This is a genomic window from Variovorax sp. GW458-11-26-14-LB1, assembly GCF_059423965.1.
In genome coordinates this window covers 23,670-45,692 of record NZ_JBWKYW010000046.1, presented here as the reverse complement: position 1 = coordinate 45,692, position 22,023 = coordinate 23,670, and the positions used below count along the sequence as shown (strand labels likewise).

Here is a 22,023-nt window from a genome sequence, read left to right as displayed (position 1 = left end):
CGCGCATTGATCTGTGAAGAACAATATTCCTATATCTGTGATAACTTGGATGGATCAATCCACCGCCACCTCGAGAGGCCCCGTTCGTGCGAGTCGACATCACGCTGCAGCAGCTCGAGGCCTTCGTCGAAGTCGCGAAGACCACCAACTTCCGCGCCGCCGCGCAGGCCCTGCATGTGTCGCAGCCGGCGCTGAGCCGCACGGTGCGCATCGTCGAAGACCTGGTGGGCGCGCGCCTGTTCGACCGCGACACGCGGCACGTCGAGCTCACGCCGGCCGGGCGCGAGCTGCTGCCGATCGCACTGCGCATCCTGGAGAACTTCAACAGCTCGTTCAGCGAGCTGTCGCAGTTCCTCGAAGGCCGCAGCGGCCACCTGACGATCGCGGCGCTGCCCTCGACCGGCGTGGCGCTGCTGCCCGGCGCCATCGCCGAGTTCCGCCAGCAGCATCCGCAGGTGCAGTTCTCGCTGATCGAAGGGCCGGCCGAGGCGGTGCGTGCCGCGGTGGACGAAGGCCGCGCCGACTTCGGCCTCAGCGTGCGCCCCGGCCCGCACGAGCCCCTGCTGTACCGCCACCTGCGCGACGACCCCTTCGTGCTGCTGTGCCGGCGCGACGACCCGCTGGCCGCGCGCGCCTCGGTGTCGTGGTCGGTGTTCGCGACGCGGCCCTTCATTGCGAGCAGCTTCCAGAGCAGCATCCGGCCGATCACCGACGCCGCCTTCCTGCAGCGCGGCCTGCAGGTGCAGCCCGCGCTCGAATACCCGAGCGTGGCCGTGGCGGGCGCGCTGGTGGCGGCCGGGCTGGGGCTCACTGCCCTGCCCCGGCTCGCGCTGCAGCTGTCGCAGAACGACGAGCTGGCCACCGTGCCGTTGCAGCGCCCGCTGATGTCGCGGCCCATCGGGCTGGTCACGCGCGCGGGGCGCTCGCCCTCGCCCGTGGGCCGTGCCTTCATGGACCTGCTGCACCGTCGGGAATCCTCCCGGCGCTGACCGGCGCACGGTGCGCTGCGGCATGATCGACGCCATGCACAGCACGCCCCCGTATCCCCTGGTCATCGTCAAGGTCGGTGACACCCATGACGCGCTGCGCGAAGGCCGCGGCGACTTCGAGCACTGGATCGCCGACGGCCTCGGCACGCAGACCCTGCCCCTGGTGGTGGTCGACCCGCGCCGCGGCGACACGCTGCCCGCACCCGGCCAGGTCGCGGGCGTGGTCGTCACCGGCTCGCACGCGATGGTGTCGCACCGCGAGCCCTGGAGCGAAACCACCGCCGCCTGGCTCGCCGAACTGGTCGCACGCGACACGCCCGTGCTCGGCATCTGCTACGGCCACCAGCTGCTGGCGCACGCGCTCGGCGGCGAGGCCGGCCACCACCCGCAAGGCCCGGAGGTCGGCACGGTCACCGTCACGCTCGACGCGGCCGCCGCCGGCGACGCGCTGCTGGGCGACCTGCCCGCGCAGTTCCCGGCGCAGGCGATCCACTGGCAGAGCGCGCTGCGCCTGCCCGAGGGCGCGGTGAAGCTGGCCCACAGCGCGCACGAGCCGGTCCACGCCTTCCGCGTGGGCGCGCAAGCCTGGGGCCTGCAGTTCCACCCCGAGTTCGACGCCCAAACCATGGGCGGCTACATCGACCTGCTGGCCCGCGACCTCGCCGCGGACGGGCTCGACGCCGCGGCGCTACGCGAAGGCGTGCGCCCCACCGACGCGGCGGCGGGCCTGCTCGGGCGCTTCGCACGGATCGTCGAGGCCAAGGCGCAGCCAACCGTCTGAGGGCGCCGACGGGGCGTCGGCGCGCGACTACAAAAAGCGGGCCCCGCTTGGGTTAAGGTGCGGTTCCTTTCGCAGCTTTCCCCGCCTCATGACCACGCCTTCGTCCCCGCCGGCCCGCAAGCACTTCTCGATGATTCGCGGCTTTCACCTGGCCGATGTGTTCACGCTCGGCAACGCGGCCTGCGGCGTCGGGGCGGTGTTCTTCGCGATGGCCTTCATGCGCAGCCAGTCGCTCGCCCACTTCTACTGGGCCGCGGCGCTCGCCCCGGCCGCCTTCATCTTCGACGTGCTCGACGGCCGCATCGCGCGCTGGCGCCAGACCCAGTCGGCGCTCGGGCGCGAACTCGACTCGCTGGCCGACGTGATCTCCTTCGGTGTGCTGCCCGCCGCGCTCGGCTTCGCCGCCGGCCTGGACGGCGGCTGGGACTGCGCGGTGCTCATCTACTTCGTCGGCTGCGGCGTGAGCCGGCTCGCGCGCTACAACGTGACGGCGGAGGCCCTCTCGGCCGGCGCCGACAAGGTGAAGTACTTCGAAGGCACGCCGATCCCGACCAGCGTGGTGCTGGTGGGCGTGCTGGCCTACGCGGCCTCGAAGGGCGCCCTCGGCGCCAACGTGTGGGGCGGCGCCTGGACGCTCGGCCCCTGGCAGTTGCACCCGCTGGTGCTGCTGTTCGCGCTCTCGGGCACGCTGATGATCAGCAAGACCCTGCGCATTCCCAAGTTCTGACAACCCGCCCATCTCACCCACCTGACAAAGGGGACCCCGCATGGCGATGAAGCTGTATTTCGACCCGCGCAGCCGTGCGCAGGTCGCCAAGTGGATGCTCGACGAGGCCGAGGTCGACTACGAGATCGTGCCCACGCTCATCCGGGAGGGCGCCCACAAGCGCCCCGAGTTCCTGAAGATCAACCCCGCCGGCAAGCTGCCCGCGCTGGTCGACGGCCGCACCCGCATCTTCGAGAACGCGGCCATCTGCATGTACATCGCCGAGAAGTACCCCGGCAAGCGCCTGGCGCCAGCGGTGGGCACGCCCGAGCGCGGGCGCTACCTGTCGCTCATGGTCTATTCGACCGCGCAGCTCGAGCCCTCGATGGGCGACAGCCTGCTGAAGATCAAGAGCAACAACAGCGCGCGCGGCTGGACCGATTTCGAGCAGGCCAAGGACGCCGTCGAACGCGAACTCGGCGACGGCCCCTACCTGTTCGGTGCCCAGTTCACGGCCGCCGACGTGATGATCGGCTCGATGCTCATCTGGCACCGCGCCTTCGGCGGGCGCACCAACCGGCCCAAGCTCGACGCGTACATCCACCGGCTGCAAGCGCGGCCCAAGGGCATGAAGTTCGGCTGAGGTAAGTGGCAAGGCGTGCCGCGCTGGCGACAGTGCGCGGCGGAGGTTCATCCTCTAATCGGTCCCTCTTTTTCGACCCTTTTCCCACCTCACGCCCGCCCCATGACTTCGAACACCTCGCGCTCCCGGTTCTCGTTGACGGCCCTCTCCCTGGGCCTGGTCGCCCTGCTCGGGGCCTGTGCCAGCACGCCGCCGCCCGGCAGCCGCAGCGTGAGCATCGAGCGCACCACCTTCGGCATCGCGCACATCACGGCGCCCAACTACGAAGGCCTGGCCTACGGCACCGCCTACGCGCATGCGCAGGACAACGTCTGCCAGACCGCCGAGCACCTGCTGACGCTGCGCGGCGACCGCGCGCAGTTCCTCGGGGCGCAGAACACCGGCGACTTCGGCCTGGGCCGCATGCCCAACGCGCAGATCGACCTGTTCGTGCGCTACCACATGGACGACGCGGCGCTGGCCCGCGCGGCGGCCACCACCAACGACGAGGTGAAGGCCGCGCTGCGCGGCTACGTTGCGGGCTACAACCGCTACCTGCAGGATGCGGGCCCCAATGGCCTGCCCGAAGCCTGCCGCGGCAAGCCCTGGGTGCGCCCGATGACGGCCGCCGACCTGGCGCGCGCCACCGAGCAATCGATGATCCAGGGCGGCCTGGGCGCACTGGCCGGCGCCGTGCTGGCCGCCGTGCCGCCGGCCCCGGGCGCCAAGACCGGCGCGGCGCCGGTCGCGCTGAAAGAGGCGGTGGCCGAGATCGGCCGCCACAGCTTCAACGCCAACCCCGAAGGCGGCGAGCTGGGCTCCAACGGCTGGGCCTTCGGGCGCAACGCCACGCCCGACGGCAAGGGCCTGCTGCTGGGCAACCCGCACTTCCCCTGGAACGGCACCAACCGCTTCTGGCAGATGCACCTGACCATCCCCGGCCAGCTCGACGTGATGGGTGCCACCGGCGGCCTGAGCCCGGTGGTGTCGATCGGCTTCAACAAGGACGTGGCCTGGACCCACACCGTGTCGACCGGCAAGCGCTTCACGCTGTACGAACTCAAGCTCGACCCCAACGACCCGACCGTGTATTGGGTCGACGGCCAGCCGAAGAAGATGGTCGCGCGCACCGTCGCACTGCCGGCCGCCGCCACGGCGGGCGGCGCGCCCGTGCAGCACACCTTCTACGCCACCGACTGGGGCCCCGTGGTCTCGCTGCCGCGCGCCGGCCTGGGTTGGACCGCCCAGAAGGCCTATGCGATCCGCGACGCCAACACGCTCAACGTGCGCTCGGCCGAGAGCTGGATGAAGATGGGCCGGGCCCGCAACGTCGCCGAGCTGCGCGCCGCCATGGGCAACCAGGGCATCCCGTGGATCAACACCCTGGCGGCCGACCGCGAGGGCAACGCGATGTACGCCGACCTGTCGGTCGTGCCCGACGTGTCGGCCGAGATGCTCAAGACCTGCGCGCCCTCGCCGGCCGCCGCCGCGCTGCTCAATGCCGCCGGCCTGCCCGTGCTCGACGGCTCGCGCAGCGCCTGCGCCTGGCACCGCGACCCCGGCGCCGCCGCGCCCGGCATCATCGCGCCGGCCCGCATGCCGGTCGTCGTCACGCCCGACTACGTGCAAAACAGCAACGACAGCTTCTGGCTCAGCAACCCCGAGACGGCACCGATGGCGGGCGTCTCACCGCTGGTCGGCCCGGTCGGCGTGCCGCAGCGGCTGCGCACGCGCAGCGCCATCATGGAAATCCGCGGCCGCCTCGCGGGCACCGACGGCCTGCCGGGCAACCGCATGGGCGCGGCCGAGCTGCGCAGCGTGATCTTCCGCGACAGGAACCTCGCCGGCATGCTGGTGATGGACGACCTGAAGGCCGCGTGCACCGCCACCGGTGCCGCGCTGAGCGCCGACCAGGCCCTGGGCTGCCGCGTGCTCTCCGCCTGGGACCGCACCAGCAACGCCGAGTCGAAGGGCGCGGCGCTGTTCCGCGAGTTCTGGCGCAAGGCCAAGGACCTGCCGAAGGTCTGGCGCGTGCCCTTCGACCCGGCGCAGCCCGTGACCACGCCCACCGGCATGGACATGGCCACGCCCGCCACGCGCGAGGCGGTGTTCAAGGCGCTGGGCGACGCGGTCAGCACCGTGCGCACCGCCGGCTTCGCGGCCGACGTGGCGCTGGGCGTGCCGCAGTCGCGCACCGTGCGCGGCCAGAAGATCGCGCTGCCCGGCGGCGACGAGTTCGAAGGCGTGCTCAACAAGCTCGAATCGCAGGGCCAGCCGCTGATCGACCCGAAGGGCTACGCCATCAACTACGGCAGCAGCTACATGCAGGTCGTGACCTTCGACGCGCGCGGCCCCGTGGCGCAAGGCCTGCTCACCTACGGCCAGAGCAGCGACCCGGCCTCGCCGCGCGCCTACGACCAGCTGCCGCTGTTCGCGGCCAAGCAGTGGCATCCGCTGCCCTTCCACCCGGCCGACGTGCAGGCGCAGCGCGAAGGCAAGCCGCTGCAGCTGGCGTACTGAACCATGTCCTCGCCCCCCGTTCCTTTTCCCGCCCACGCCGCCACAGGCATCGACCTGCTGAACCGCCTGGCCGCCGAGCAGCCGCTCGCCCCGGCCTGCGATCACTTCTACTTCCTGCGCCACGGCCAGACCGGGCGCAACGCGCTGCGCGTCTTCCAGGCGCCCGACGAGCCGCTGAGCGCGCTCGGGGAGCAGCAGGCGGTGCAGGCGGCCGAGCTGCTGGCCGGCGAGCCGATCGGCGCCATCGTGTGCAGCGACGCGCGCCGCGCCTTCGACACCGCCCACACCGTGGCGCGCGCCCTGGGCCTCGTGCCCAGCGCGCACGAGAACCTGCGCGAGCGCAACTTCGGCGCGCTCATCGGCACCTCGTCGGCCCACATCGACTGGGCCTGCGAGCCCGAGGGCGGCGAGACGCTGGCGCAGTTCGTCGACCGCAAGCGCCAGGCACTGGCCACCGCGCTCGCCGCGCAGCCCGCGCCGGTGCTGGTGGTGGCGCACGGCGGCACGCTCTACGCGCTGGCTGCGCTGCTGGGCGTGGCGGTCGATGCGAGCATCTTCGGCAACGCGCAACCCTTGCGCTTCACACGTGCCGGCCCCACATGGGCCGTGACGCCGCTGCAACAGCGGCACGCCGACGGCGGAGCCGCCCTGGCCTGAACCAGCGCCCGGTCGCCCTGTACGCCGTCCACCGAAAGGAATCACCACCACCATGGAATTCAAGGACTACTACAGCGCACTGGGCATCGAACGCACCGCGTCCGACGACGAGGTGCGCAAGGCCTACCGCAAGCTCGCCCGCAAGTACCACCCCGACGTCAGCAAGGAGCCCGACGCCGAGCAGCGCATGCGCGACATCAACGAGGCCAAGGACGTGCTCGGCGACAAAGAGAAGCGCGCCGCCTACGACGCGCTGGCCGACCGAGTCGCACGCGGCGGCCGGCCCGACGGCAGCTTCGAGCCGCCGCCCGGCTGGGACACCGGCTACGAGTTTCACCGCGGCCCGCGCCAGGGCCCGGCCGACCACGCCGACTTCAGCGAATTCTTCTCGTCGATGTTCGGCGACGCCGAGCGGCGCGGCGCCACGCGCCAGAACTACCGCGCGCGCGGCGAAGACCACCACGCGGCCATCGAGATCACGCTCGAAGACGCGCTGAACGGCGCCGAGCGCGAGCTCACGCTGCGCGCCCAGACACTCGACGCGCAGGGCCGTCCGCAGTGGGAGAACCGCACGCTCGCCGTGAAGATCCCGCCCGGCGTGCACCCCGGCCAGTTCATCCGCCTCGCGGGGCAAGGCATGCCCGGCCACGGCGGCGAGCCGGCCGGCGACCTGTACCTCGAGGTGCGCATCGCGCCGCACAAGCTGTACCGCGTGGAAGAGCGCGACCTGTACATGACGCTGCCCATCACGCCCGCCGAGGCCGCGCTGGGCGCGCAGGTGCAGGTGCCCACGCCCACCGGCGGCGTGGTCGAGGTCACCGTGCCGCCCAACGCGCGCGGCGGCATGAAGCTGCGGCTCAAGGGCCGCGGCTTCGCGGGCAAGACGCCCGGCGACCTGTACCTGCTGCTCGAGATCGCACTGCCGCCCGCCGACAGCGAGGCCGCACGCAACGCCTACGCACAACTCGCGCAGGCGACCTCCTCGTTCAACCCCCGCCAGCACCTGGGAGTCTGAGCATGGCGAACTTTTCTTCCGTGACCACCACCACGGCCATCGGCGTCTCGCACCCGCTGGCCGCGAACGAACTGGCGCACGCCTGCGGCGCCGACACCGCCTGGGTCGTGCAACTGGTCGAAGTGGGCATCGTGCAGGTCACCACGACCGACGCACCGCCCGAGCGCTGGGAGTTCTCCAGCACCGACCTGCAGCACGCGCTCGAAGCGCGCCGGCTCGAACGCGACTTCGGCGTGAACCTGGACGCCGCCGCGCTGATCCTCGACCTGCAACACGAAGTGCGGCGGCTGAAGGCGGTGCTGCAGGCGCACGGCGTGGGCTGAAAAAGCGACGCGCGCGCGTCGCGGGTCACGCGCGTGCAATGACTGCCAGATCCGCACAGCCGCCCGCCATTTGCGAACAGGATCGGTGAGCCCTCGGCCCTAGATTGCCGCTGCCTGCGAAATTTCGCATGGCAGGCCGGCGCGCAGGCAACCCTTCACACACGCCCGGCCTCCTCACACAGGAGACAAGAAGGCATGACCTCGCACAGGCTGAAGACCGCGCTCGACGCAACGCTGCACCAGACCGTTCACCGCCACGGCGGCGCCCCCGGCGTCGTCGCGATGGCGACCGACCGCACGGGCAATTTCTACGAAGGCGCCGCCGGCACGCGCGAACTCGGGCTCGACCGGCCGATGGCCACCGACAGCGTGTTCGCCATCTTCTCGACCACCAAGGCGATCACGGGCACCTGCGTGATGCAGCTGGTCGAGGAAGGCAAGATTTCGCTCACCGACCCGGCCGGCGCCTACGTGCCCGAGATCGACGAACTGCAGGTGCTCGACGGCTTCGATGCCGACGGCCGGCCGCGCACGCGCGCGCCACGCCGACGCATCACGGTCAACGACCTGATGCTGCACACCTCGGGCCTGGGCTACGAGTTCTTCAGCGAAGACGACCTGAAGTACCGCGCCGCGCTGAACATTCCCACGGTGGTGTCGGGCAGCTTCGAATCGATTCGCACCGTGCTGCTGCACGAGCCGGGCGCGGCCTGGACCTACGGCGCCAACATCGACTGGCTGGGCCGCATCGTCGAACGGCAGCGCGGCAAGCGCCTGGGCGAGGTGATGAAGGAGCGCGTCTTCGAGCCGCTGGGCATGCAGGACATCGGCTTCGGCATGTCCGAGTCGATGAAGGCGCGCCGCGTGACCATCCACGACCGCGCCGCCGACGGCCGGCTCACGCCGCTGCCCGAGCTGGTGCTGCCCGAGCCGCCGCCGATGGACATGGGCGGCCACGGCCTGTATGCCACCGTGGGCGAGTACATGAAGTTCATCCGCATGGTGCTGAACGACGGCGCCGGGCCGCACGGGCGCGTGTTGAAGGCCGACACGGTGCAGCGCATGGCACAGGACGGCCTGGCCGCGATGGACCTGTCGGTGGGCGGCTGGCGCACGTCGGTGCCCGCGCTGAGCAACACGGGCGAGTTCCTGCCCGGCACCGACAAGGGCTGGTCCTACACCTTCATGACCAACCGCGAGCGCGCGCCCACGGGCCGCCCCGCCAACTCGCTGATGTGGGCGGGCCTGGCCAACAGCTTCTTCTGGATCGACCGCGAGAGCGGCATCGGCGGCTACTGGGCGACGCAGATCCTGCCGTTCCAGGACTGCGCGAGCTACCCGGGCTTCGTGGCTTTCGAGACCGCGGTTTACCATCACCGCTGAACCGTCGAGCGGTGCGCGCCCCGAGGCGTGCACCTTCTTCTTTCCGAACCGAGGTGCGCGATGGATGCGATCCGCAACGTGCTGGTCACCGACGCCCGCGGGCAGCCGAGCGAGCGCCACCGCCTGGTGGCCTCGCACGACTGGGACGACATCCGGCGCTGGTCGGACCGCATCTACATGCCCTACCGCGTCACACCCATCGGGCGGGCGCGCACGCCCGACTCGGTGCTCGACGCCACGCGCATCGGGCACTTCACGCTGAGCCGCTTCCACTACGGCATTCCGGTCAACATCAAGGACTTCTCGCCCGACAGCGGCGTCGGCATGGTACTGACGACCGTGCGCGGCGCGGGCCGCCACTGGTCCGAAGCCAACGCCTATGCCGACACGGGCGTGGGCGACGCCTTCGTGGTCGACACCTCGCGCACGCATTACTGGGTGGACTTCGACGCCAACCACCTGCAGGTGAACCTCAGCTTCTCGCACGACGCGCTGGCCGCGCTGCATGCGCGCTGGTTCGGCGCACCCGCCGACGAGCGGCTGTGGACGCGCAAGTTCAAGTTCGGCGGCGCCCAGTCGAGCTGGATCGCTCTGCTGTCGTATGCCTGCCGCTGCGTCACCGAGCTACCCGAAGCGGTCGACACCGGCCCGCTGGGGCGGCACCTCGAGGAGATGATCGGCGTGCACGTGCTGACCCAGTGGCGCGAGCAGCTGGAGCACCCTGCCGAGGCGGTGCAGCACCGCATGGCGCCGCGGCATGTGCTGGCGGCCGAGCGCCACATCCGCGAGCACGCCCAGCACGCGCCCACGCTCGGCGAACTGGCGAGCGTGGCGGGCGTCAGCGTGCGCACGCTGAACAGCGCCTTTCGCGAATACCGCCAGGCCACGCCGATGCGCGCGCTGCGCGAGCAGCGCCTGCAGGGCGTGCGCGCCGAACTGCTGATGGCCGACGCCGGCGCGACGGTGCGCTCGGTGGCGCAGGCGTGGGGCTACGCCAACTTCGGCCTGTTCGCCGCGGCCTACCAGCAGCGCTTCGGCGAGCTGCCCTCGGCCACGCTGCGTTCACGCAAGACGGGCTGAGCCTTCATCTGATCTTCAGCTTGGAGCGCGCTCGCGCTCCCACAATGCCAAGCGGGCGCGGCACCTCGCCTTGCCTGGAACGCCCGGTCGCCATCGCCACCGGGCAACTCCCCTTCCCTCGATGGCATCTGGCATCGCGTCCGCGCCTGGATGCGACCGATGCCGAGCACCTCTTGAGCGAATGAACAACCCTCGCCCGTCCTTCTTCCCGGCCTGCGCGTCGATCGCAGCCACCTTTGTCCTCACGGCCTGCGCCGCCTCCATCCGGCCCGCCAGCGACGACCCCGACGTCGTGCAGGAGCAGGCCCTGCAGCAGTCGCTGTCGCTGAACCACCGCATGACGCTGCAGCGCCGGCTCGACGACGTGGCGATCCCGCTCCTGGAGCACAGCGCGCCGTTCTGCGGCGGCGACGTGCGGGCCAGCCTGGGCGCGCACATCGCCAGCCTGTGGAGCTTCGAGAAGGAAGAACGCGCGGCGGCGAAACAGACCTTGCACCTGGACGACCGGCTGACCGTGCTGTGGACACTCGACCGGAAGCAGGCGCCGGCCACACCGCTGCGCGCCGGGGACGTGCTGCTGTCCGTCGGCGGCAAACCGCTGCCCGCCGGCGAGAAAGGGATCGACCGGCTCAACGACGTGCTCATCGACGCCGCGCGCACCAAGCCCGCCAAACGCGAAGGCTGGCTGGAGGCCGTGGTGCAGCGCGAGGGCCAGTCGACGGCGCTGCGCCTGCCGTACACCACGGCGTGCAACTACACCGCCGTCACGCGCATGAAGAACGAGGTCCATGCGGAGAACGACGGGCACGAGATCGTCGTCAACTCGGCGCTGATGCGCTTCTTTCCCGACAGCCGCGACCTCGCGATCGTGCTGGGGCACGAGCTGGCCAACGGCGTGCTGTCGCATGGCGGCAAGACGCGCGCGGTGGGCATCGCGGCCGGCATCGTGGATGGCGCGCTGGGCGGCACCGGGCTGGCGCAAGAGGCGCTGTCGTCGCCCTTCTCGCAGCAGTTCGACGCCGAGGCCGACTACCTCGGCCTCTACATGGTGGCCGCGGCGGGCTACGACATCGACGGCGCCGAACGGATCTGGCGCGAGCTCGGCGTGCACACGGCCGGCGCGAAAAAGAAGGGCTTCATGAGCACCCCGCCGAGCTCCGCCAAACGCTTCGTCGCGATGCGGCGCACCATCGCGGAAATCCAGGCCAAGACGAAGAACGGGGCACCCCTGGTGCCCCTGGCGAAATCGAAATCCTGACGCGCCGCAGCGCCGGCCGCTACTGCATCTGCTGCAGGTTGCCGATGCGCACCAGCATCTCGGTGAACATCTGCATGTCGGCGTCGAGGTCGGGCACTTCCTTGTATTCCTTGGCGTTGTGCGCCGTGTACTTCTTGCCGGGCATCGCGGGGCCGAAGTTGATGGCGTTGGGCATCAGCTTGGCCGTGGTGCTGCCGGCGGTGGGCACGGGCTTGGCCTCCAGGCCGGTGGTGTCGCCGAAGATGTTGAGCAGGGTCGAGAGCCACGCGCCCTTCGGGTCGCGCGCCATCCAGTTGCCCTGGTCGTAGGCCAGCTCGAGCTTCACCTGGCTGGCCCTGGCCCAGCCGTTGACCTTGGCCGCCACCTGCGCCTTCAGTTCGTCGGGCGTGCGGCCGCGCGGCATGCGCACGTTGGCCGTCACCTCGAGGCGGCCGTCGGCGCCCATGCGCACCAGCGTGGGCGACATCGTGAGCGGGCCCATGAAGTCGTCCTGGTAGCCCAGCCCCATCTTCTCGCCAAGGTAGCCGGTGCCGTAGAGCGCATCGATGTACTGCACGGCCCGCAGGTAGGGGTTGGCGGCCAGCGGCACGCCGGACTCCTTCAGGAACAGCGCCAGCCGCGGCACGGGGTTCACGCCTTCTTCGGGTCGCGAGCCGTGGGCCGAGGTGCCCGTGACCTTCAGCTCGACGGCCTCGGCGCCGCGCGCGATGTCGATCGCGAACTTGCCGCCCTGGCTTTCGTACTTGCGCACGAAGGCGGCCTTGGCGGCCTCGAGCTTCGCGGCCACGGCCGCGAGGTCGCCGCCCTTGAGCGTGGCGGTCGCGGTCTGCGGGATCGCATTCGCTGAGGCCGCGCCGCTCATCGCCGTGATGGCGGTTGCGGCAGGGTCGGCCGCTTCCGCGGGGAAGAACACCTTGAGCGCGCCCGAGCCCTTCTCGGCCACGACCGCGGGGTACTTGCTGTCGAGCACGATGTTGTAGGCCGGCAGCGGCGTCTTGTCGCGGTAGTACTGCATCGCGTCGCCGCCGGTTTCCTCGGTGGTCTCGATCATCAGGCGCACGCCGCGCTCCACCGGCAGGCCGCTGTCCTTCACCGCCTTCATGGCGTAGAGCACGGCGGCGATGGAGCCCTTGTCGTCGATGGTGCCGCGCCCGTAGAGGAAGTCGCCCACGCGCGTCATCGCGAAGGGATCGAGGCGCGTGCCGTCGTCGAGCACCCATTCGGACAGCACGGCCGGCACCACGTCGGCGTGCGTGAGGATGCCGAACTCTTCGCTGCCGCGGCCCTTGAGGCTCACTTCGAAGATGCGGCCGTCGACGTTGCGGTAGCCCAGCCCGAAGTCCTTCGCCATCTTCTCGACCAGCTGGCCGAACGCGACCATCGGCGGGCTTTCGTGCGGCGGCACCTGCACGTTGCGCACGGTGGGCAAGGCGACCATGGTGCCGATGCTGGCGATCACGGCCTGCTGGTTCTGCAGCCGGTTGTACAGGCCGAGCAGGCGCGCGATGTTGACGAGGTCGTCGCCCGCCAGCGCCTTGCCGCCGGTGTAGGCCGCCACGCCGGGCTGCAGCGCGGGCTGGGCCTGCGCCGCTTGCGCCAGGAAAGCCTTGAAATCGGGCGCCGTGCGGCCGCCCTTCCAGGCGGCGGCGAGCTGGTCGAGCGCGGGCTTCTTCAGGGTCTCGGCACCGGCCGGGACAGCGACGGCGAGCGCCATGAGGGCCAACGAAAGCGCCGACAATGAAAAACAAGACTGCTGCATCAGGGTCACCCCCTCATTTCGAAAACATTCCCCGACGATAGCCGAGCCATGCCTCACGACGACAGCCTTTCCTCACTCCCGCGATGCGCCTGGGCCCGCACCGATCCGCTGCTGGCCAGCTACCACGACGCCGAATGGGGCGTGCCCGAACGCGACAGCCGCGCGCTGTGGGAAAAGCTGATGCTCGACGGCTTCCAGGCCGGCCTGTCGTGGCTCACCATCCTGCGCAAGCGCGACGCCTTCCGCGCGGCCTTCGAGGGTTTCGTGCCCGAGACGGTGGCGCGCTTCACGCCGGCCGACGTCGAGCGCCTCATGCAAAACGCGGGCATCGTGCGCTCGCGCGCCAAGATCGAGGCCGCCATCGGCAATGCCAAGGCCTACCTCGCGATGCAGGCGGCGGGCGAAGATTTTTCCGATTTCGTCTGGGGCCTGGCGGGCGGCCAGCCGGTCGTCAACACGACGGGCGCGGTGCCCACGCAGACGCCGCTGTCCGAAACGATGTCGAAGGCGCTGAAGCAGCGCGGCTTCAAGTTCGTCGGGCCGGTGATCGTCTATGCCTGGATGCAGGCCACGGGCATCGTCGACGACCACGCGCCCGACTGCCACTGCCACCGCAACCATCGGCGCACCTGAGCACAGCACCGACGTGAAAAAACCGGACGGTGCTATTGCACGGTCCGGTTCTTTCGGGTGGTGGTCTTGTTAACCGAGGCGGCTTGCGCCGCCGTCGATCACAGGCCAGCCTGGCGCGTGAAGCTGCGTGCCTGCGAGGGGATCACGCTGCCAGCGAAGGATTCGCGGCGCAGGTTCTGGCCGGGAGCGTGGGCAGCTGCCACGGCTTCGGCGCGGACCGAAGCGCGGTCCACCGACGAGGCCAGCACGGGGGCCACGCTGGCCGACACGGCGTCGCTGTATTCGTTGCCGGCACGGGCGGCGGCCACGGCTTGCGGTGCCACGTCGGCACGGCTGTAGCCGGAGGTCACGGCGTGAACGCCTTCGTAGGTCTCTGCGTGGGCGGCGCCAGCGGCGGCGAGCAGGGAGAGAGCGGCGGCGGCGAGGATGTTCGAGGTCTTCATTTCAATTCCTTCTTGATCGGGCTTTGGATGCCCTGAAGTGTGCGCCAAATTCCTAGGGTAAACCCCAGTCAATCTGAATCGCAGTGTTCACGGAATTGAAACAATCACGGGGAACTTTCCGACATGCGGGGTTCGCGTGAAACTTTTTCGTACAAACGCCCCCGAGTTTGCAAACTTTGGCGCGCTTTCGTCAAGTCTCAGGGCCGCCCCCAGCTGCGCACCAGGGTGCGGATCGCGACCGCGCCGCTGCCCTTGACCTCGGCGCGGTAGCTGCCCAGCAGCGCCTCGCGCTCGGCGGCGGCCTGCGGTTCGTTGCGCCAGGCGAGCAAGGCGGCCACGTCGGCGTCGGGCAGCGCCAGCAGCAGCGCCTGCGTGACCAGCTTTTCGAACTCGCGCGCCACGGTCATCAGGTTGCGCGGGCGCGGCGAGGTGACGCCGCGCGACCAGAGCGAATCGAGCGCGGTGTCGAGCGTGCGGTCGGGCAGCGAACTGAACTGCCCGGCATTGCCGCGCGCCAGCTGCTTGACCACCGCGCTCATGAGCAGCTGGCTCGAGAAATCGATCTCGCGCGCCTCGGCCACCGTCATGCGCGCCAGCAGTTCGACGCGCGCCGGGTCGGCCGGCCGCGCGTGCTGCTGGTGGAAGAACGCCACCTTGGCGGGCTCGTCCATCGCGGCGTAGTCGGCGCGCAGCTTCGCCAGGCGCGCCACGGCTTCCAGCACCGGAGGCGTCGGCGCAGCGGCGCCCTGCCCGGCCGCCGCCACGTCCTGCCGGATCGCGGCCACCGAGGCGTTCACATCGAAGGCACGACCGGCCGCCACGTCGAGCGACTGCAGGGCCTTGTCGGCCATGGCCAGGTCGGGCGGCTCCAGCAGCTCGCGCGCACCGCGCGACAGGGCGCCGGGGCCGTAGGCGTTCTGGTAGCGCGCCTGCACGCCCTCGAACTGGAGCAGGGCCTGCGCGCGGTCCTGCGTCCACCCCGTCAAGGGGACGAGAAGCAACGACAGCAACAAGAGGCAACGGGGCGACGACAGGCGGAACAGCAAGGACATCCCGCATTATTGGCACGCCGCGATCCCGCGCCCTTCATCAGGCCTGCGCCAGCTCCCCGCGCAGCAGCTTCGCGGCCGCCACCATGTTCGACAGCGCCGCCTCGGTCTCGGGCCAGCCGCGGGTCTTGAGGCCGCAGTCGGGGTTGATCCAGAGGTTCTCGCCCGGCACCACCTGCGCGGCCTTGCGCATGAGGCGCACGATCTCGTCGACCGAGGGCACGCGCGGCGAGTGGATGTCGTACACGCCGGGGCCGATCTCGTTCGGGTAGCGAAAGCCGCCCTCGCCACCGAAGCCGCGCAGCAGCTCCATGTCCGAGCGGCTGGTCTCGATGGTGATCACGTCGGCGTCCATCGCGGCGATCTCCGGCAGGATGTCGTTGAACTCCGAATAGCACATGTGGGTGTGGATCTGCGTCTGGTCGCGCACGCTCGAGGCGCTGATGCGGAAGGCGCGCGTGGCCGCCTTCAGGTACGCCGGCCAGCCCGCGCGGCGCAATGGCAGGCCTTCGCGGATGGCGGGCTCGTCGATCTGGATGATGCCGATGCCCGCGCCCTCGAGGTCGTTTACCTCGTCGCGGATCGCCCACGCGATCTGCTCGCAGGTGGTGGCGCGCGGCTGGTCGTCGCGCACGAAGGACCACTGCAGGATGGTCACGGGGCCGGTCAGCATGCCCTTCATCGGCAGCGTCGTGAGGCTCTGCGCGTACGCGGTCCATTCGACCGTCATCGGCGCCGGGCGCGCCACGTCGCCAAAGATCACCGGCGGCTTCACGCAGCGCGAGCCGTAGGACTGCACCCAGCCGTTGGCCGTGAAGGCGAAGCCGTCGAGCTGCTCGCCGAAGTACTCGACCATGTCGTTGCGCTCGGCCTCGCCATGCACCAGCACATCGATGCCCAGTTCTTCCTGCTTGCGCACGGCGAGCGCGATCTCGGCGCGCATCTTCTCGCGGTAGCCGGCCGCATCGAGCTCGCCGCGCTTGAAGGCGGCGCGGGCCGCGCGGATCTCGGCGGTCTGCGGGAAAGAGCCGATGGTGGTGGTCGGCAACGCGGGCAGTGCGAAACGCGTGCGCTGCAGCTGCTGGCGCTGCGGGAAAGCGGACACGCGGCGGTCGTCGCCGGCCACGCTGCGCGCCAGGCGCAGCGCCACGTCGGCGCGGTGCACGCGCGGGCTGGCGCGGCGCGCGGCCGCGGCGGCACGGGCGGCCGTGAGTTCGGCGGCCACCGAGGCTTCGTCGCCATCGACAGCCGCACACAGCACGCGCAACTCATCGAGCTTCTCGATCGCGAAGGCGAGCCACGATTTCAGTTCGGTGTCGAGCTTCGTCTCGGCCGCGAGGCTGAACGGCACATGCAGCAGCGAGCACGACGGTGCGATCCACAGCTCGCCCTGGTGCTTCTCGGCCACGGGCCTGAGCTTGCCCAGCGCCACGTCGACGTCGGTGCGCCAGATGTTGCGGCCGTCGACCACGCCGACCGACAGCACCTTGTGCGCCGGCAGCCAGTCGGCCACGCCGGTCAGCTCCTGCGGCGCACGCACGGCGTCGACGTGCAGGCCGGCCACGGGCAGCTGGCAGGCCAGGCGCAGGTTCTCGGACAGCGGCGAGAAGTAGCTCGCCAGCAGCAGCTTCGGCGCATTGCGCGCGATCTGCCAGTACACGCGTTCGAAGGCATTGCGCCAGGCCTCGGGCAGGTCGAGGCCGAGGATCGGCTCGTCGATCTGCACCCACTCCACGCCCTGCTGCTTGAGCCGGCCGAGCACCTGCTCGTACACGGGCAGCAGCGATTCGAGCAGCGAGAAGCGGTCGAAGCCCGCCTCTTTCTCCTTGCCCAGGTACAGGAAGCTCAGCGGCCCGAGCAGCACGGCCTTGACCGCGTGGCCGGCCTGCTGCGCCTGCGCGACCTCGTCGAACAGGCGCGTCGAGGCGAGCCTGAACTGCGTGGCCGCATCGAACTCGGGCACGAGGTAGTGGTAGTTGGTGTCGAACCACTTGGTCATCTCGAGCGCGAAGGTGCCTTCGGCGTCGTGGGTGCAGCTGTCGTCGTGCACATGGCCCGCTTCGTCTTCCACGCCGCGCGCCATCTTGAAGTAGCGCGACAGCTCGGGCTCGTCGCCGCTGAAGCCGAAGCGCGCCGGCTCGCACCCCAGCAGCTGAATGTGGTTGGCCACGTGGTCGTAGAAGGCGAAGTCGCCCACGGTCACGAAGTCGAGCCCCGCGTCGCGCTGCGCCTGCCAGTGGCGCGCGCGCAGCGCCTCGCCGACGGCTTCGAGCGCGGCGTGGCCGGTTTCGCCGCGCCAGTGCTTCTCGAGGGCGAACTTGAGTTCCCGGTGGGCGCCCATGCGCGGAAAGCCGAGGATGTGGGTACGGGTGGTCATTGCAGGTAATCCGGTCGCTGGTCTTGGAAACCGGTGATGGTCGGCGTTTGGCGCATATGATTCAAACGAAACCTTTTGCCCGTTCGCTTGAATCATTTTCATGATGCAGTCCATCCTCGAGATCCGCCACCTGCGCACGCTGGCCGCGTTGCGCGACACCGGCAGCCTGGTGCGCGCGGCGCAGCTGCTCAACCTCACGCAGTCGGCGCTGTCGCACCAGATCAAGCTGCTCGAAGACCGCTACGGTGCCCAGCTGTTCGAACGCAAGTCGGTGCCGCCGCAGTTCAGCACCACGGGGCTGCGGCTGCTGCAGCTGGCCGACACCGCGCTGCCGCTCGTCGAAGAGGCCGAGCGCGACGTGGCGCGGCTGGCGCTGGGGCGCAGCGGGCAGCTGCGCATCGTGGTCGAGTGCCACACCTGCTTCGACTGGCTGATGCCCGCCATGGACGCCTTTCGCCAGCGCTGGCCCGAGATCGAGCTGGACATCGTCTCGGGCTTCCACCCCGACCCGATCGCGCTCGTGATGCAGAACCGCGCCGAGGTGGCGATCGTCTCCGAGCAGGACCCCGATGAAACGGTCGACTACCACGCACTGTTCCGCTTCGAGATCGTCGCGCTGCTCGCCAACGACCATGCGCTGACGGCCAAGGCGCACCTCACGGCCCGGCACTTCGCCGACCAGACGCTCATCACCTACCCCGTGCCCGACGAGATGCTCGACATCGTGCGCCAGGTGCTGGCACCCGCCGGCGTCGAGCCCGCGCACCGGCGCACGACCGAGCTCACGGTGGCAATGCTGCAGCTGGTGGCCAGCGGACGCGGCGTGGCCACGCTGCCGCTGTGGGCGGTGCAGAATTACCTCGACCGCGGCTACGTCACGGCGCGCCGCGTGGGCGCCCGGGGCCTGACGGGGCGGCTGTACATGGCCTGCACGCAGGCGACGTCGGCACGGCCCTGGCTCGACGACTTCGTGCGCGTCACGCGCGAGAGCTGCTTCAAGAGCCTGCCGGGGATCGAATTGCTGTGAACCCTGTGAGCCCGATGGCGGGAGGATCACGTCCGAATCCGGCCAGTGCGTGGTGGTGCACGGCCTGAAGATCGACCACCACCACGGACCGCCCCATGACATCGCCGAACACGCCCGACTCCCCCTCCGCACCACGCCACCGCTTCTTCCACGGCTGGCTCGTGGTCGCCGGCGCCTTCGCCGTCATGTTCGTGGGCTTCGGCTGCGCCTACACCTTCAGCGCCTTCCTCGATGCACTGCAGCGCGACTTCGGCGCCTCGCGCGGCGAGGTGTCGCTGGTGTTCTCGCTCGCCGGTTTCCTGTACTTCGGGCTCGGCGTGTTCAGCGGCCCGCTCGCCGACCGTTGGGGCGCGCGGCGACTGGCGGTCGCGGGCATGGTGCTGGTCGGCCTCGGGCTGGTGCTCGCGGGGCAGGCGCGCAGCCTGACGCAGATCTTCTGGGCCTACGGGCTCGGTGTCGGCCTTGGCGTGGGCGCCTCGTACGTGCCGGTGCTGGGCGCGGTGCAGCGCTGGTTCGTGCGCCAGCGCGGCTTCGCCTCCGGGCTCGCCGTGAGCGGCATCGGCGTGGGCACGCTGGCCATGCCGCCGCTGGCCTCGTGGTTCATCGACACGCTGGGCTGGCGCGACGCCTACCTGGCGCTCGGCGTGCTCGCGGCCGTGGTGGGCGTGGGCATGGCGCTGCTGGTCGAGAACGACCCGCGCGCACGCGGCCTCGGGCCTGATGGCGATCCACCGCAGGCGCAGGCGTCCACCGCGCTGCCACCCGGCGCCTCGGTGCGCGAGGCCGTGAGCTCAGGCCGTTTCGCGGGGCTGTACGCGGCCTGCCTCATCAGCTCGTTCGGCTTGTTCGTGCCCTTCGTGCACCTGGTGCCTTACGCGCTCGACCACGGCGTGGCCGCGTCGTCGGCGGTGCTGCTGCTCGGCGCGATCGGCGTGGGCAGCACGGCGGGCCGCTTCTTCCTGGGCGGGCTGGCCGACCGCATGGGCCGCGACCATGCGCTGCCGCTGATGTCGGCGGGCATGGCGCTGTCGCTGGTGGTGTGGGCCGTGTCGGGCGGGTTCTGGGGGCTGGCTCTGTTCGCCTTCGCCTACGGCGTGTTCTACGGCGGCTTCGTGGCGCTGCTGCCCGCGCTGGTGATGGACTGGTTCGGCGGGCGCCACATCGGCGCGATCATCGGCATCCTGTACACCAGCGTGGCCATCGGCACGCTGATCGGGCCGAGCGCCGCGGGCTTCGCCTTCGACCTCACGCGCAGCTACCTGCTGCCGATCCTCGTGGCGATCGGCGCCAACCTCGTGGCGGCCGGCCTGCTGCTCGCGATGGCGCGGCGCGGCCGGCGCGCCGTTCAGCCGGCTTTCTGAACCAGCTTCAGCACGCTCGAGAAATCGAGCGCGCCGTGGCCCGCGAGGCTGTGCGCCGCGTACAGGCTGCGCGCCAGGCCGCCCAGCGGCGTGGCCGCGCGCACGGCGGTGGCGTTTTCCTGCGCCAGGCCCAGGTCCTTGAGCATCAGGTCGGTGCCGAAGCCGCCGGCGTAGTTCTTCGAGGCCGGTGCCGCTTCCATCACGCCGGGCACGGGGTTGTACTTCTCGAGCGCCCAGTTGCCGCCCGAGCTGCGGCGCATGATTTCGGACAGCACCTTCGGATCGAGCCCGTTGGCCACACCCAGCGCGAGCGCTTCCGAGGTGCCGATCATCAGGATGCCGAGCAGCATGTTGTTGCAGATCTTGGCGGTCTGGCCCGCACCGGCCGCGCCGGCGTGGAAGATGTTGGCGCCCATCTTCTCGAGCACCGGGCGCGCACGCTCCAGGTCTTTGGTGTCGCCGCCGACCATGAAGGTCAGCGTGCCGGCAATGGCGCCGCCGGTGCCGCCCGACACGGGCGCATCGATCATCGCGACGCCCTTGGCCGCGGCGGCCTCGGCCACCTTGCGCGAGGTGGCGGCGGCGATGGTGCTGCTGTCGATCACGAGCGTGCCGGCCTGGATGCTGTCGAGCAGGCCGGGCTTGCCGGCGCCGCCGAGGAACAGGCCCTCGACGTGCGCACTGGCGGGCAGCATGCTGATCACCACCTCGGCGCCGGCCACGGTCTCGGCCGCCGACTTGGCGATCGGCAGGCCTTCGGCAGCGAACTTCTTGCAGGCTTCGGCCGAGAGGTCGAAGGCGCTGAGCGTGTGGCCTGCCTTGTGCAGGTTCAGGGCCATCGGGCCGCCCATGTTGCCCAGGCCGATGAATGCGATCTTCATGTGTCTTGTCTCCGTTGTTCTGTGCAGGGAATGGGGCCGGTCAGGTCAGCGAGGCCAGTTCCGCCGGCATCTCGCCGCGCGGACGCAGGTGGTCTTCGACGAAGGCCGGCGTGATCTCTTCGAGCGTGGCGGGGTTCCAGCGCGGGTTGCGATCCTTGTCGACCAGCACGGCGCGGATGCCTTCGGCGAAATCCTTGTTCGCGCAGAAGCCCAGCGAGGCCCAGTACTCGAGGCGGAACACCTCGGCCAGCGACATGCGCGGCACGCGCTGCCAGAGCTCGAAGCTCAGCGCGATGGAGCTCGGCGCCCCCTTGGCGAAGGTCTTCGAAGCAGTCTGCAGCCAGGCGTCGTCGCTTTGCACCTCGCGCAGGCGCTTGGCGATGTCGAGCAGGTCGTCGCCGGCCATCAGCGCGTTGATGGTGTCGTAGTGCTCGCGCACCTTCGACGCGGGCATCTCGGCGCCCTCGCCCGCCTGGGCCAGGATGCGCGACAGCGTGGCGCGGTCGGCCTTGGCGTCGCCGCCGGCCCACTGCGTGGACGCGATGGCCTCGATCACCGCGCCCTTGCGCTCCTGCGGCACCAGCACGTCGGCCAGGCCGCAGAAGATGGTGTCGTGCGCGTTGATGTTGGCGGCCGTGAGCGCCAGGAACAGGCCCGTGCGGCCCGGCGTGCGGCGCAGGAACCAGCTGCCGCCCACGTCGGGGTACAGGCCGATGTTGATCTCGGGCATGGCGATGCGGCTTTGCAGCGTCATCACGCGGTGCGAGGCGCCCGCCAGCAGGCCCACGCCGCCGCCCATCACGATGCCGTGACCCCAGCACAGGAAGGGCTTGGGGAAGGTGTGGATCAGGTGGTCGAGCTCGTACTCCTCGCGGAAGAAGTCTTCGGCGTAGGTGTTGCGCGCGGGGCCGCAGTCGAGCAGCGTCTGGTACAGCTGGCGCAGGTCGCCGCCGGCGCAGAAGGCCTTCTCGCCCGCCGCGTCGAGCAGCACGCCGACGATGCCGGCGTCGGCCGCCCACTCACGCAGCTTGGGCGTGAGCAGGCGCACCATGTCCACGGACAGCGCGTTGAGCGAAGCCGGCGCATTGAGCGTGGCCACGGCAAAACGCTGGCCGCCGGCGGTCTTGATTTCGTTGAAGAGAACTACGTTGTCGGTCAT

The 22,023-nt window shown here is 70.4% G+C and carries 20 protein-coding genes; 14 read left to right on the top strand and 6 right to left on the bottom strand.

Features of this window, described 5'->3' with window-relative positions; genetic code table 11:
- Nucleotides 1-86: 86 nt before the first annotated feature.
- The 11 genes from AC07YS_RS24760 to AC07YS_RS24710 all read left to right on the top strand — a co-directional run bounded on the left by AC07YS_RS24760 (nt 87) and on the right by AC07YS_RS24710 (nt 11,334).
- Nucleotides 87-989, top strand: coding sequence for a LysR family transcriptional regulator (locus AC07YS_RS24760; protein WP_492685373.1), 903 nt, complete (start codon nt 87-89; stop codon nt 987-989).
- 34 nt (nt 990-1,023) lie between these two features.
- Nucleotides 1,024-1,770, top strand: a complete 747-nt coding sequence (locus AC07YS_RS24755) for a glutamine amidotransferase (RefSeq protein WP_495268168.1) — start codon at nt 1,024-1,026, stop codon at nt 1,768-1,770.
- An 88-nt stretch (nt 1,771-1,858) separates the two neighbouring features.
- A complete protein-coding gene (locus tag AC07YS_RS24750; RefSeq protein WP_062475593.1) occupies nt 1,859-2,497 on the top strand; it encodes a CDP-alcohol phosphatidyltransferase family protein in 639 nt (212 codons plus the stop codon).
- Nucleotides 2,498-2,537: 40 nt separating this feature from the next.
- A complete protein-coding gene (locus tag AC07YS_RS24745) occupies nt 2,538-3,119 on the top strand; it encodes a glutathione S-transferase family protein (RefSeq protein WP_095744927.1) in 582 nt (193 codons plus the stop codon).
- A gap of 102 nt (nt 3,120-3,221) precedes the next feature.
- Nucleotides 3,222-5,618 (top strand): penicillin acylase family protein, encoded by a 2,397-nt coding sequence (locus AC07YS_RS24740; RefSeq protein WP_495268167.1) that lies wholly within the window; start codon nt 3,222-3,224, stop codon nt 5,616-5,618.
- Nucleotides 5,619-5,621: 3 nt separating this feature from the next.
- Entirely contained in the window at nt 5,622-6,275 is a 654-nt protein-coding gene (locus tag AC07YS_RS24735) for a histidine phosphatase family protein (protein ID WP_495268166.1), read from the top strand.
- A 52-nt stretch (nt 6,276-6,327) separates the two neighbouring features.
- Nucleotides 6,328-7,290 carry a DnaJ C-terminal domain-containing protein gene (locus AC07YS_RS24730; RefSeq protein ID WP_495268165.1) on the top strand — a complete coding sequence of 321 codons (963 nt, stop codon included), beginning with the start codon at nt 6,328-6,330 and terminating at the stop codon, nt 7,288-7,290.
- A gap of 2 nt (nt 7,291-7,292) precedes the next feature.
- Nucleotides 7,293-7,613: a chaperone modulator CbpM gene (locus tag AC07YS_RS24725; RefSeq protein WP_062481866.1), complete on the top strand. Its 321-nt coding sequence runs from the start codon at nt 7,293-7,295 to the stop codon at nt 7,611-7,613.
- A 195-nt stretch (nt 7,614-7,808) separates the two neighbouring features.
- Nucleotides 7,809-8,996: a serine hydrolase domain-containing protein gene (locus tag AC07YS_RS24720; protein ID WP_495268164.1), complete on the top strand. Its 1,188-nt coding sequence runs from the start codon at nt 7,809-7,811 to the stop codon at nt 8,994-8,996.
- 60 nt (nt 8,997-9,056) lie between these two features.
- Nucleotides 9,057-10,076: an AraC family transcriptional regulator gene (locus AC07YS_RS24715; RefSeq protein ID WP_487847227.1), complete on the top strand. Its 1,020-nt coding sequence runs from the start codon at nt 9,057-9,059 to the stop codon at nt 10,074-10,076.
- Between the two features lie 181 nt (nt 10,077-10,257).
- Entirely contained in the window at nt 10,258-11,334 is a 1,077-nt protein-coding gene (locus AC07YS_RS24710; RefSeq protein WP_495268163.1) for a M48 family metalloprotease, read from the top strand.
- Between the two features lie 19 nt (nt 11,335-11,353).
- On the opposite strand, the gene AC07YS_RS24705 is transcribed toward AC07YS_RS24710, so the two are convergent.
- Nucleotides 11,354-13,093, bottom strand: coding sequence for a dipeptidase (locus AC07YS_RS24705; protein ID WP_495268162.1), 1,740 nt, complete (start codon nt 13,091-13,093; stop codon nt 11,354-11,356).
- 48 nt (nt 13,094-13,141) lie between these two features.
- Between AC07YS_RS24705 and AC07YS_RS24700 the strand changes: the two genes are divergently transcribed.
- Nucleotides 13,142-13,726, top strand: a complete 585-nt coding sequence (locus AC07YS_RS24700) for a DNA-3-methyladenine glycosylase I (RefSeq protein ID WP_495268161.1) — start codon at nt 13,142-13,144, stop codon at nt 13,724-13,726.
- Nucleotides 13,727-13,824: 98 nt separating this feature from the next.
- Here AC07YS_RS24700 and AC07YS_RS24695 read toward each other — a convergent pair whose 3' ends face one another.
- The 3 genes from AC07YS_RS24695 to metE form a co-directional block, all read right to left on the bottom strand.
- The gene (locus tag AC07YS_RS24695) at nt 13,825-14,169 is read right to left on the bottom strand and encodes a hypothetical protein (protein ID WP_062481853.1); all 345 of its coding nucleotides are present in this window, start codon (nt 14,167-14,169) and stop codon (nt 13,825-13,827) included.
- 197 nt (nt 14,170-14,366) lie between these two features.
- Nucleotides 14,367-15,221 (bottom strand): hypothetical protein, encoded by an 855-nt coding sequence (locus tag AC07YS_RS24690; protein ID WP_495268160.1) that lies wholly within the window; start codon nt 15,219-15,221, stop codon nt 14,367-14,369.
- Between the two features lie 37 nt (nt 15,222-15,258).
- On the bottom strand, nt 15,259-17,595 hold the full coding sequence (gene metE, locus AC07YS_RS24685) for a 5-methyltetrahydropteroyltriglutamate--homocysteine S-methyltransferase (protein ID WP_495268159.1): 2,337 nt from the start codon (nt 17,593-17,595) through the stop codon (nt 15,259-15,261).
- Between the two features lie 100 nt (nt 17,596-17,695).
- On the opposite strand from metE, the gene AC07YS_RS24680 reads away from it, so the two are divergent.
- Together AC07YS_RS24680 and AC07YS_RS24675 are read left to right on the top strand one after the other, a co-directional pair.
- On the top strand, nt 17,696-18,622 hold the full coding sequence (locus AC07YS_RS24680; RefSeq protein WP_495268158.1) for a LysR family transcriptional regulator: 927 nt from the start codon (nt 17,696-17,698) through the stop codon (nt 18,620-18,622).
- 95 nt (nt 18,623-18,717) lie between these two features.
- On the top strand, nt 18,718-19,983 hold the full coding sequence (locus AC07YS_RS24675; protein ID WP_495268157.1) for an MFS transporter: 1,266 nt from the start codon (nt 18,718-18,720) through the stop codon (nt 19,981-19,983).
- Here the strand turns inward: AC07YS_RS24675 and mmsB are convergent.
- Both mmsB and AC07YS_RS24665 read right to left on the bottom strand, forming a co-directional pair.
- On the bottom strand, nt 19,968-20,864 hold the full coding sequence (mmsB, locus tag AC07YS_RS24670) for a 3-hydroxyisobutyrate dehydrogenase (protein ID WP_070059330.1): 897 nt from the start codon (nt 20,862-20,864) through the stop codon (nt 19,968-19,970). The two genes, AC07YS_RS24675 and mmsB, sit on opposite strands and share 16 nt — an antisense overlap.
- A 40-nt stretch (nt 20,865-20,904) precedes the next feature.
- Nucleotides 20,905-22,023: an enoyl-CoA hydratase/isomerase family protein gene (locus AC07YS_RS24665; protein ID WP_495268156.1), complete on the bottom strand. Its 1,119-nt coding sequence runs from the start codon at nt 22,021-22,023 to the stop codon at nt 20,905-20,907.

Excerpts from the sequence above, each read along its gene's own strand:
- AC07YS_RS24755 (WP_495268168.1), top strand. The coding sequence starts at position 1,024 with ATGCACAGCACGCCCCCGTATCCCCTGGTCATCGTCAAGGTCGGTGAC.
- AC07YS_RS24750 (WP_062475593.1), top strand. The coding sequence starts at position 1,859 with ATGACCACGCCTTCGTCCCCGCCGGCCCGCAAGCACTTCTCGATGATT.
- AC07YS_RS24745 (WP_095744927.1), top strand. The coding sequence starts at position 2,538 with ATGGCGATGAAGCTGTATTTCGACCCGCGCAGCCGTGCGCAGGTCGCC.
- AC07YS_RS24740 (WP_495268167.1), top strand. The coding sequence starts at position 3,222 with ATGACTTCGAACACCTCGCGCTCCCGGTTCTCGTTGACGGCCCTCTCC.
- AC07YS_RS24735 (WP_495268166.1), top strand. The coding sequence starts at position 5,622 with ATGTCCTCGCCCCCCGTTCCTTTTCCCGCCCACGCCGCCACAGGCATC.
- AC07YS_RS24730 (WP_495268165.1), top strand. The coding sequence starts at position 6,328 with ATGGAATTCAAGGACTACTACAGCGCACTGGGCATCGAACGCACCGCG.
- AC07YS_RS24725 (WP_062481866.1), top strand. The coding sequence starts at position 7,293 with ATGGCGAACTTTTCTTCCGTGACCACCACCACGGCCATCGGCGTCTCG.
- AC07YS_RS24720 (WP_495268164.1), top strand. The coding sequence starts at position 7,809 with ATGACCTCGCACAGGCTGAAGACCGCGCTCGACGCAACGCTGCACCAG.
- AC07YS_RS24715 (WP_487847227.1), top strand. The coding sequence starts at position 9,057 with ATGGATGCGATCCGCAACGTGCTGGTCACCGACGCCCGCGGGCAGCCG.
- AC07YS_RS24710 (WP_495268163.1), top strand. The coding sequence starts at position 10,258 with ATGAACAACCCTCGCCCGTCCTTCTTCCCGGCCTGCGCGTCGATCGCA.
- AC07YS_RS24705 (WP_495268162.1), bottom strand. The coding sequence starts at position 13,093 with ATGCAGCAGTCTTGTTTTTCATTGTCGGCGCTTTCGTTGGCCCTCATG.
- AC07YS_RS24700 (WP_495268161.1), top strand. The coding sequence starts at position 13,142 with ATGCCTCACGACGACAGCCTTTCCTCACTCCCGCGATGCGCCTGGGCC.
- AC07YS_RS24695 (WP_062481853.1), bottom strand. The coding sequence starts at position 14,169 with ATGAAGACCTCGAACATCCTCGCCGCCGCCGCTCTCTCCCTGCTCGCC.
- AC07YS_RS24690 (WP_495268160.1), bottom strand. The coding sequence starts at position 15,221 with ATGTCCTTGCTGTTCCGCCTGTCGTCGCCCCGTTGCCTCTTGTTGCTG.
- metE (WP_495268159.1), bottom strand. The coding sequence starts at position 17,595 with ATGACCACCCGTACCCACATCCTCGGCTTTCCGCGCATGGGCGCCCAC.
- AC07YS_RS24680 (WP_495268158.1), top strand. The coding sequence starts at position 17,696 with ATGATGCAGTCCATCCTCGAGATCCGCCACCTGCGCACGCTGGCCGCG.
- AC07YS_RS24675 (WP_495268157.1), top strand. The coding sequence starts at position 18,718 with ATGACATCGCCGAACACGCCCGACTCCCCCTCCGCACCACGCCACCGC.
- mmsB (WP_070059330.1), bottom strand. The coding sequence starts at position 20,864 with ATGAAGATCGCATTCATCGGCCTGGGCAACATGGGCGGCCCGATGGCC.
- AC07YS_RS24665 (WP_495268156.1), bottom strand. The coding sequence starts at position 22,023 with ATGACCGACAACGTAGTTCTCTTCAACGAAATCAAGACCGCCGGCGGC.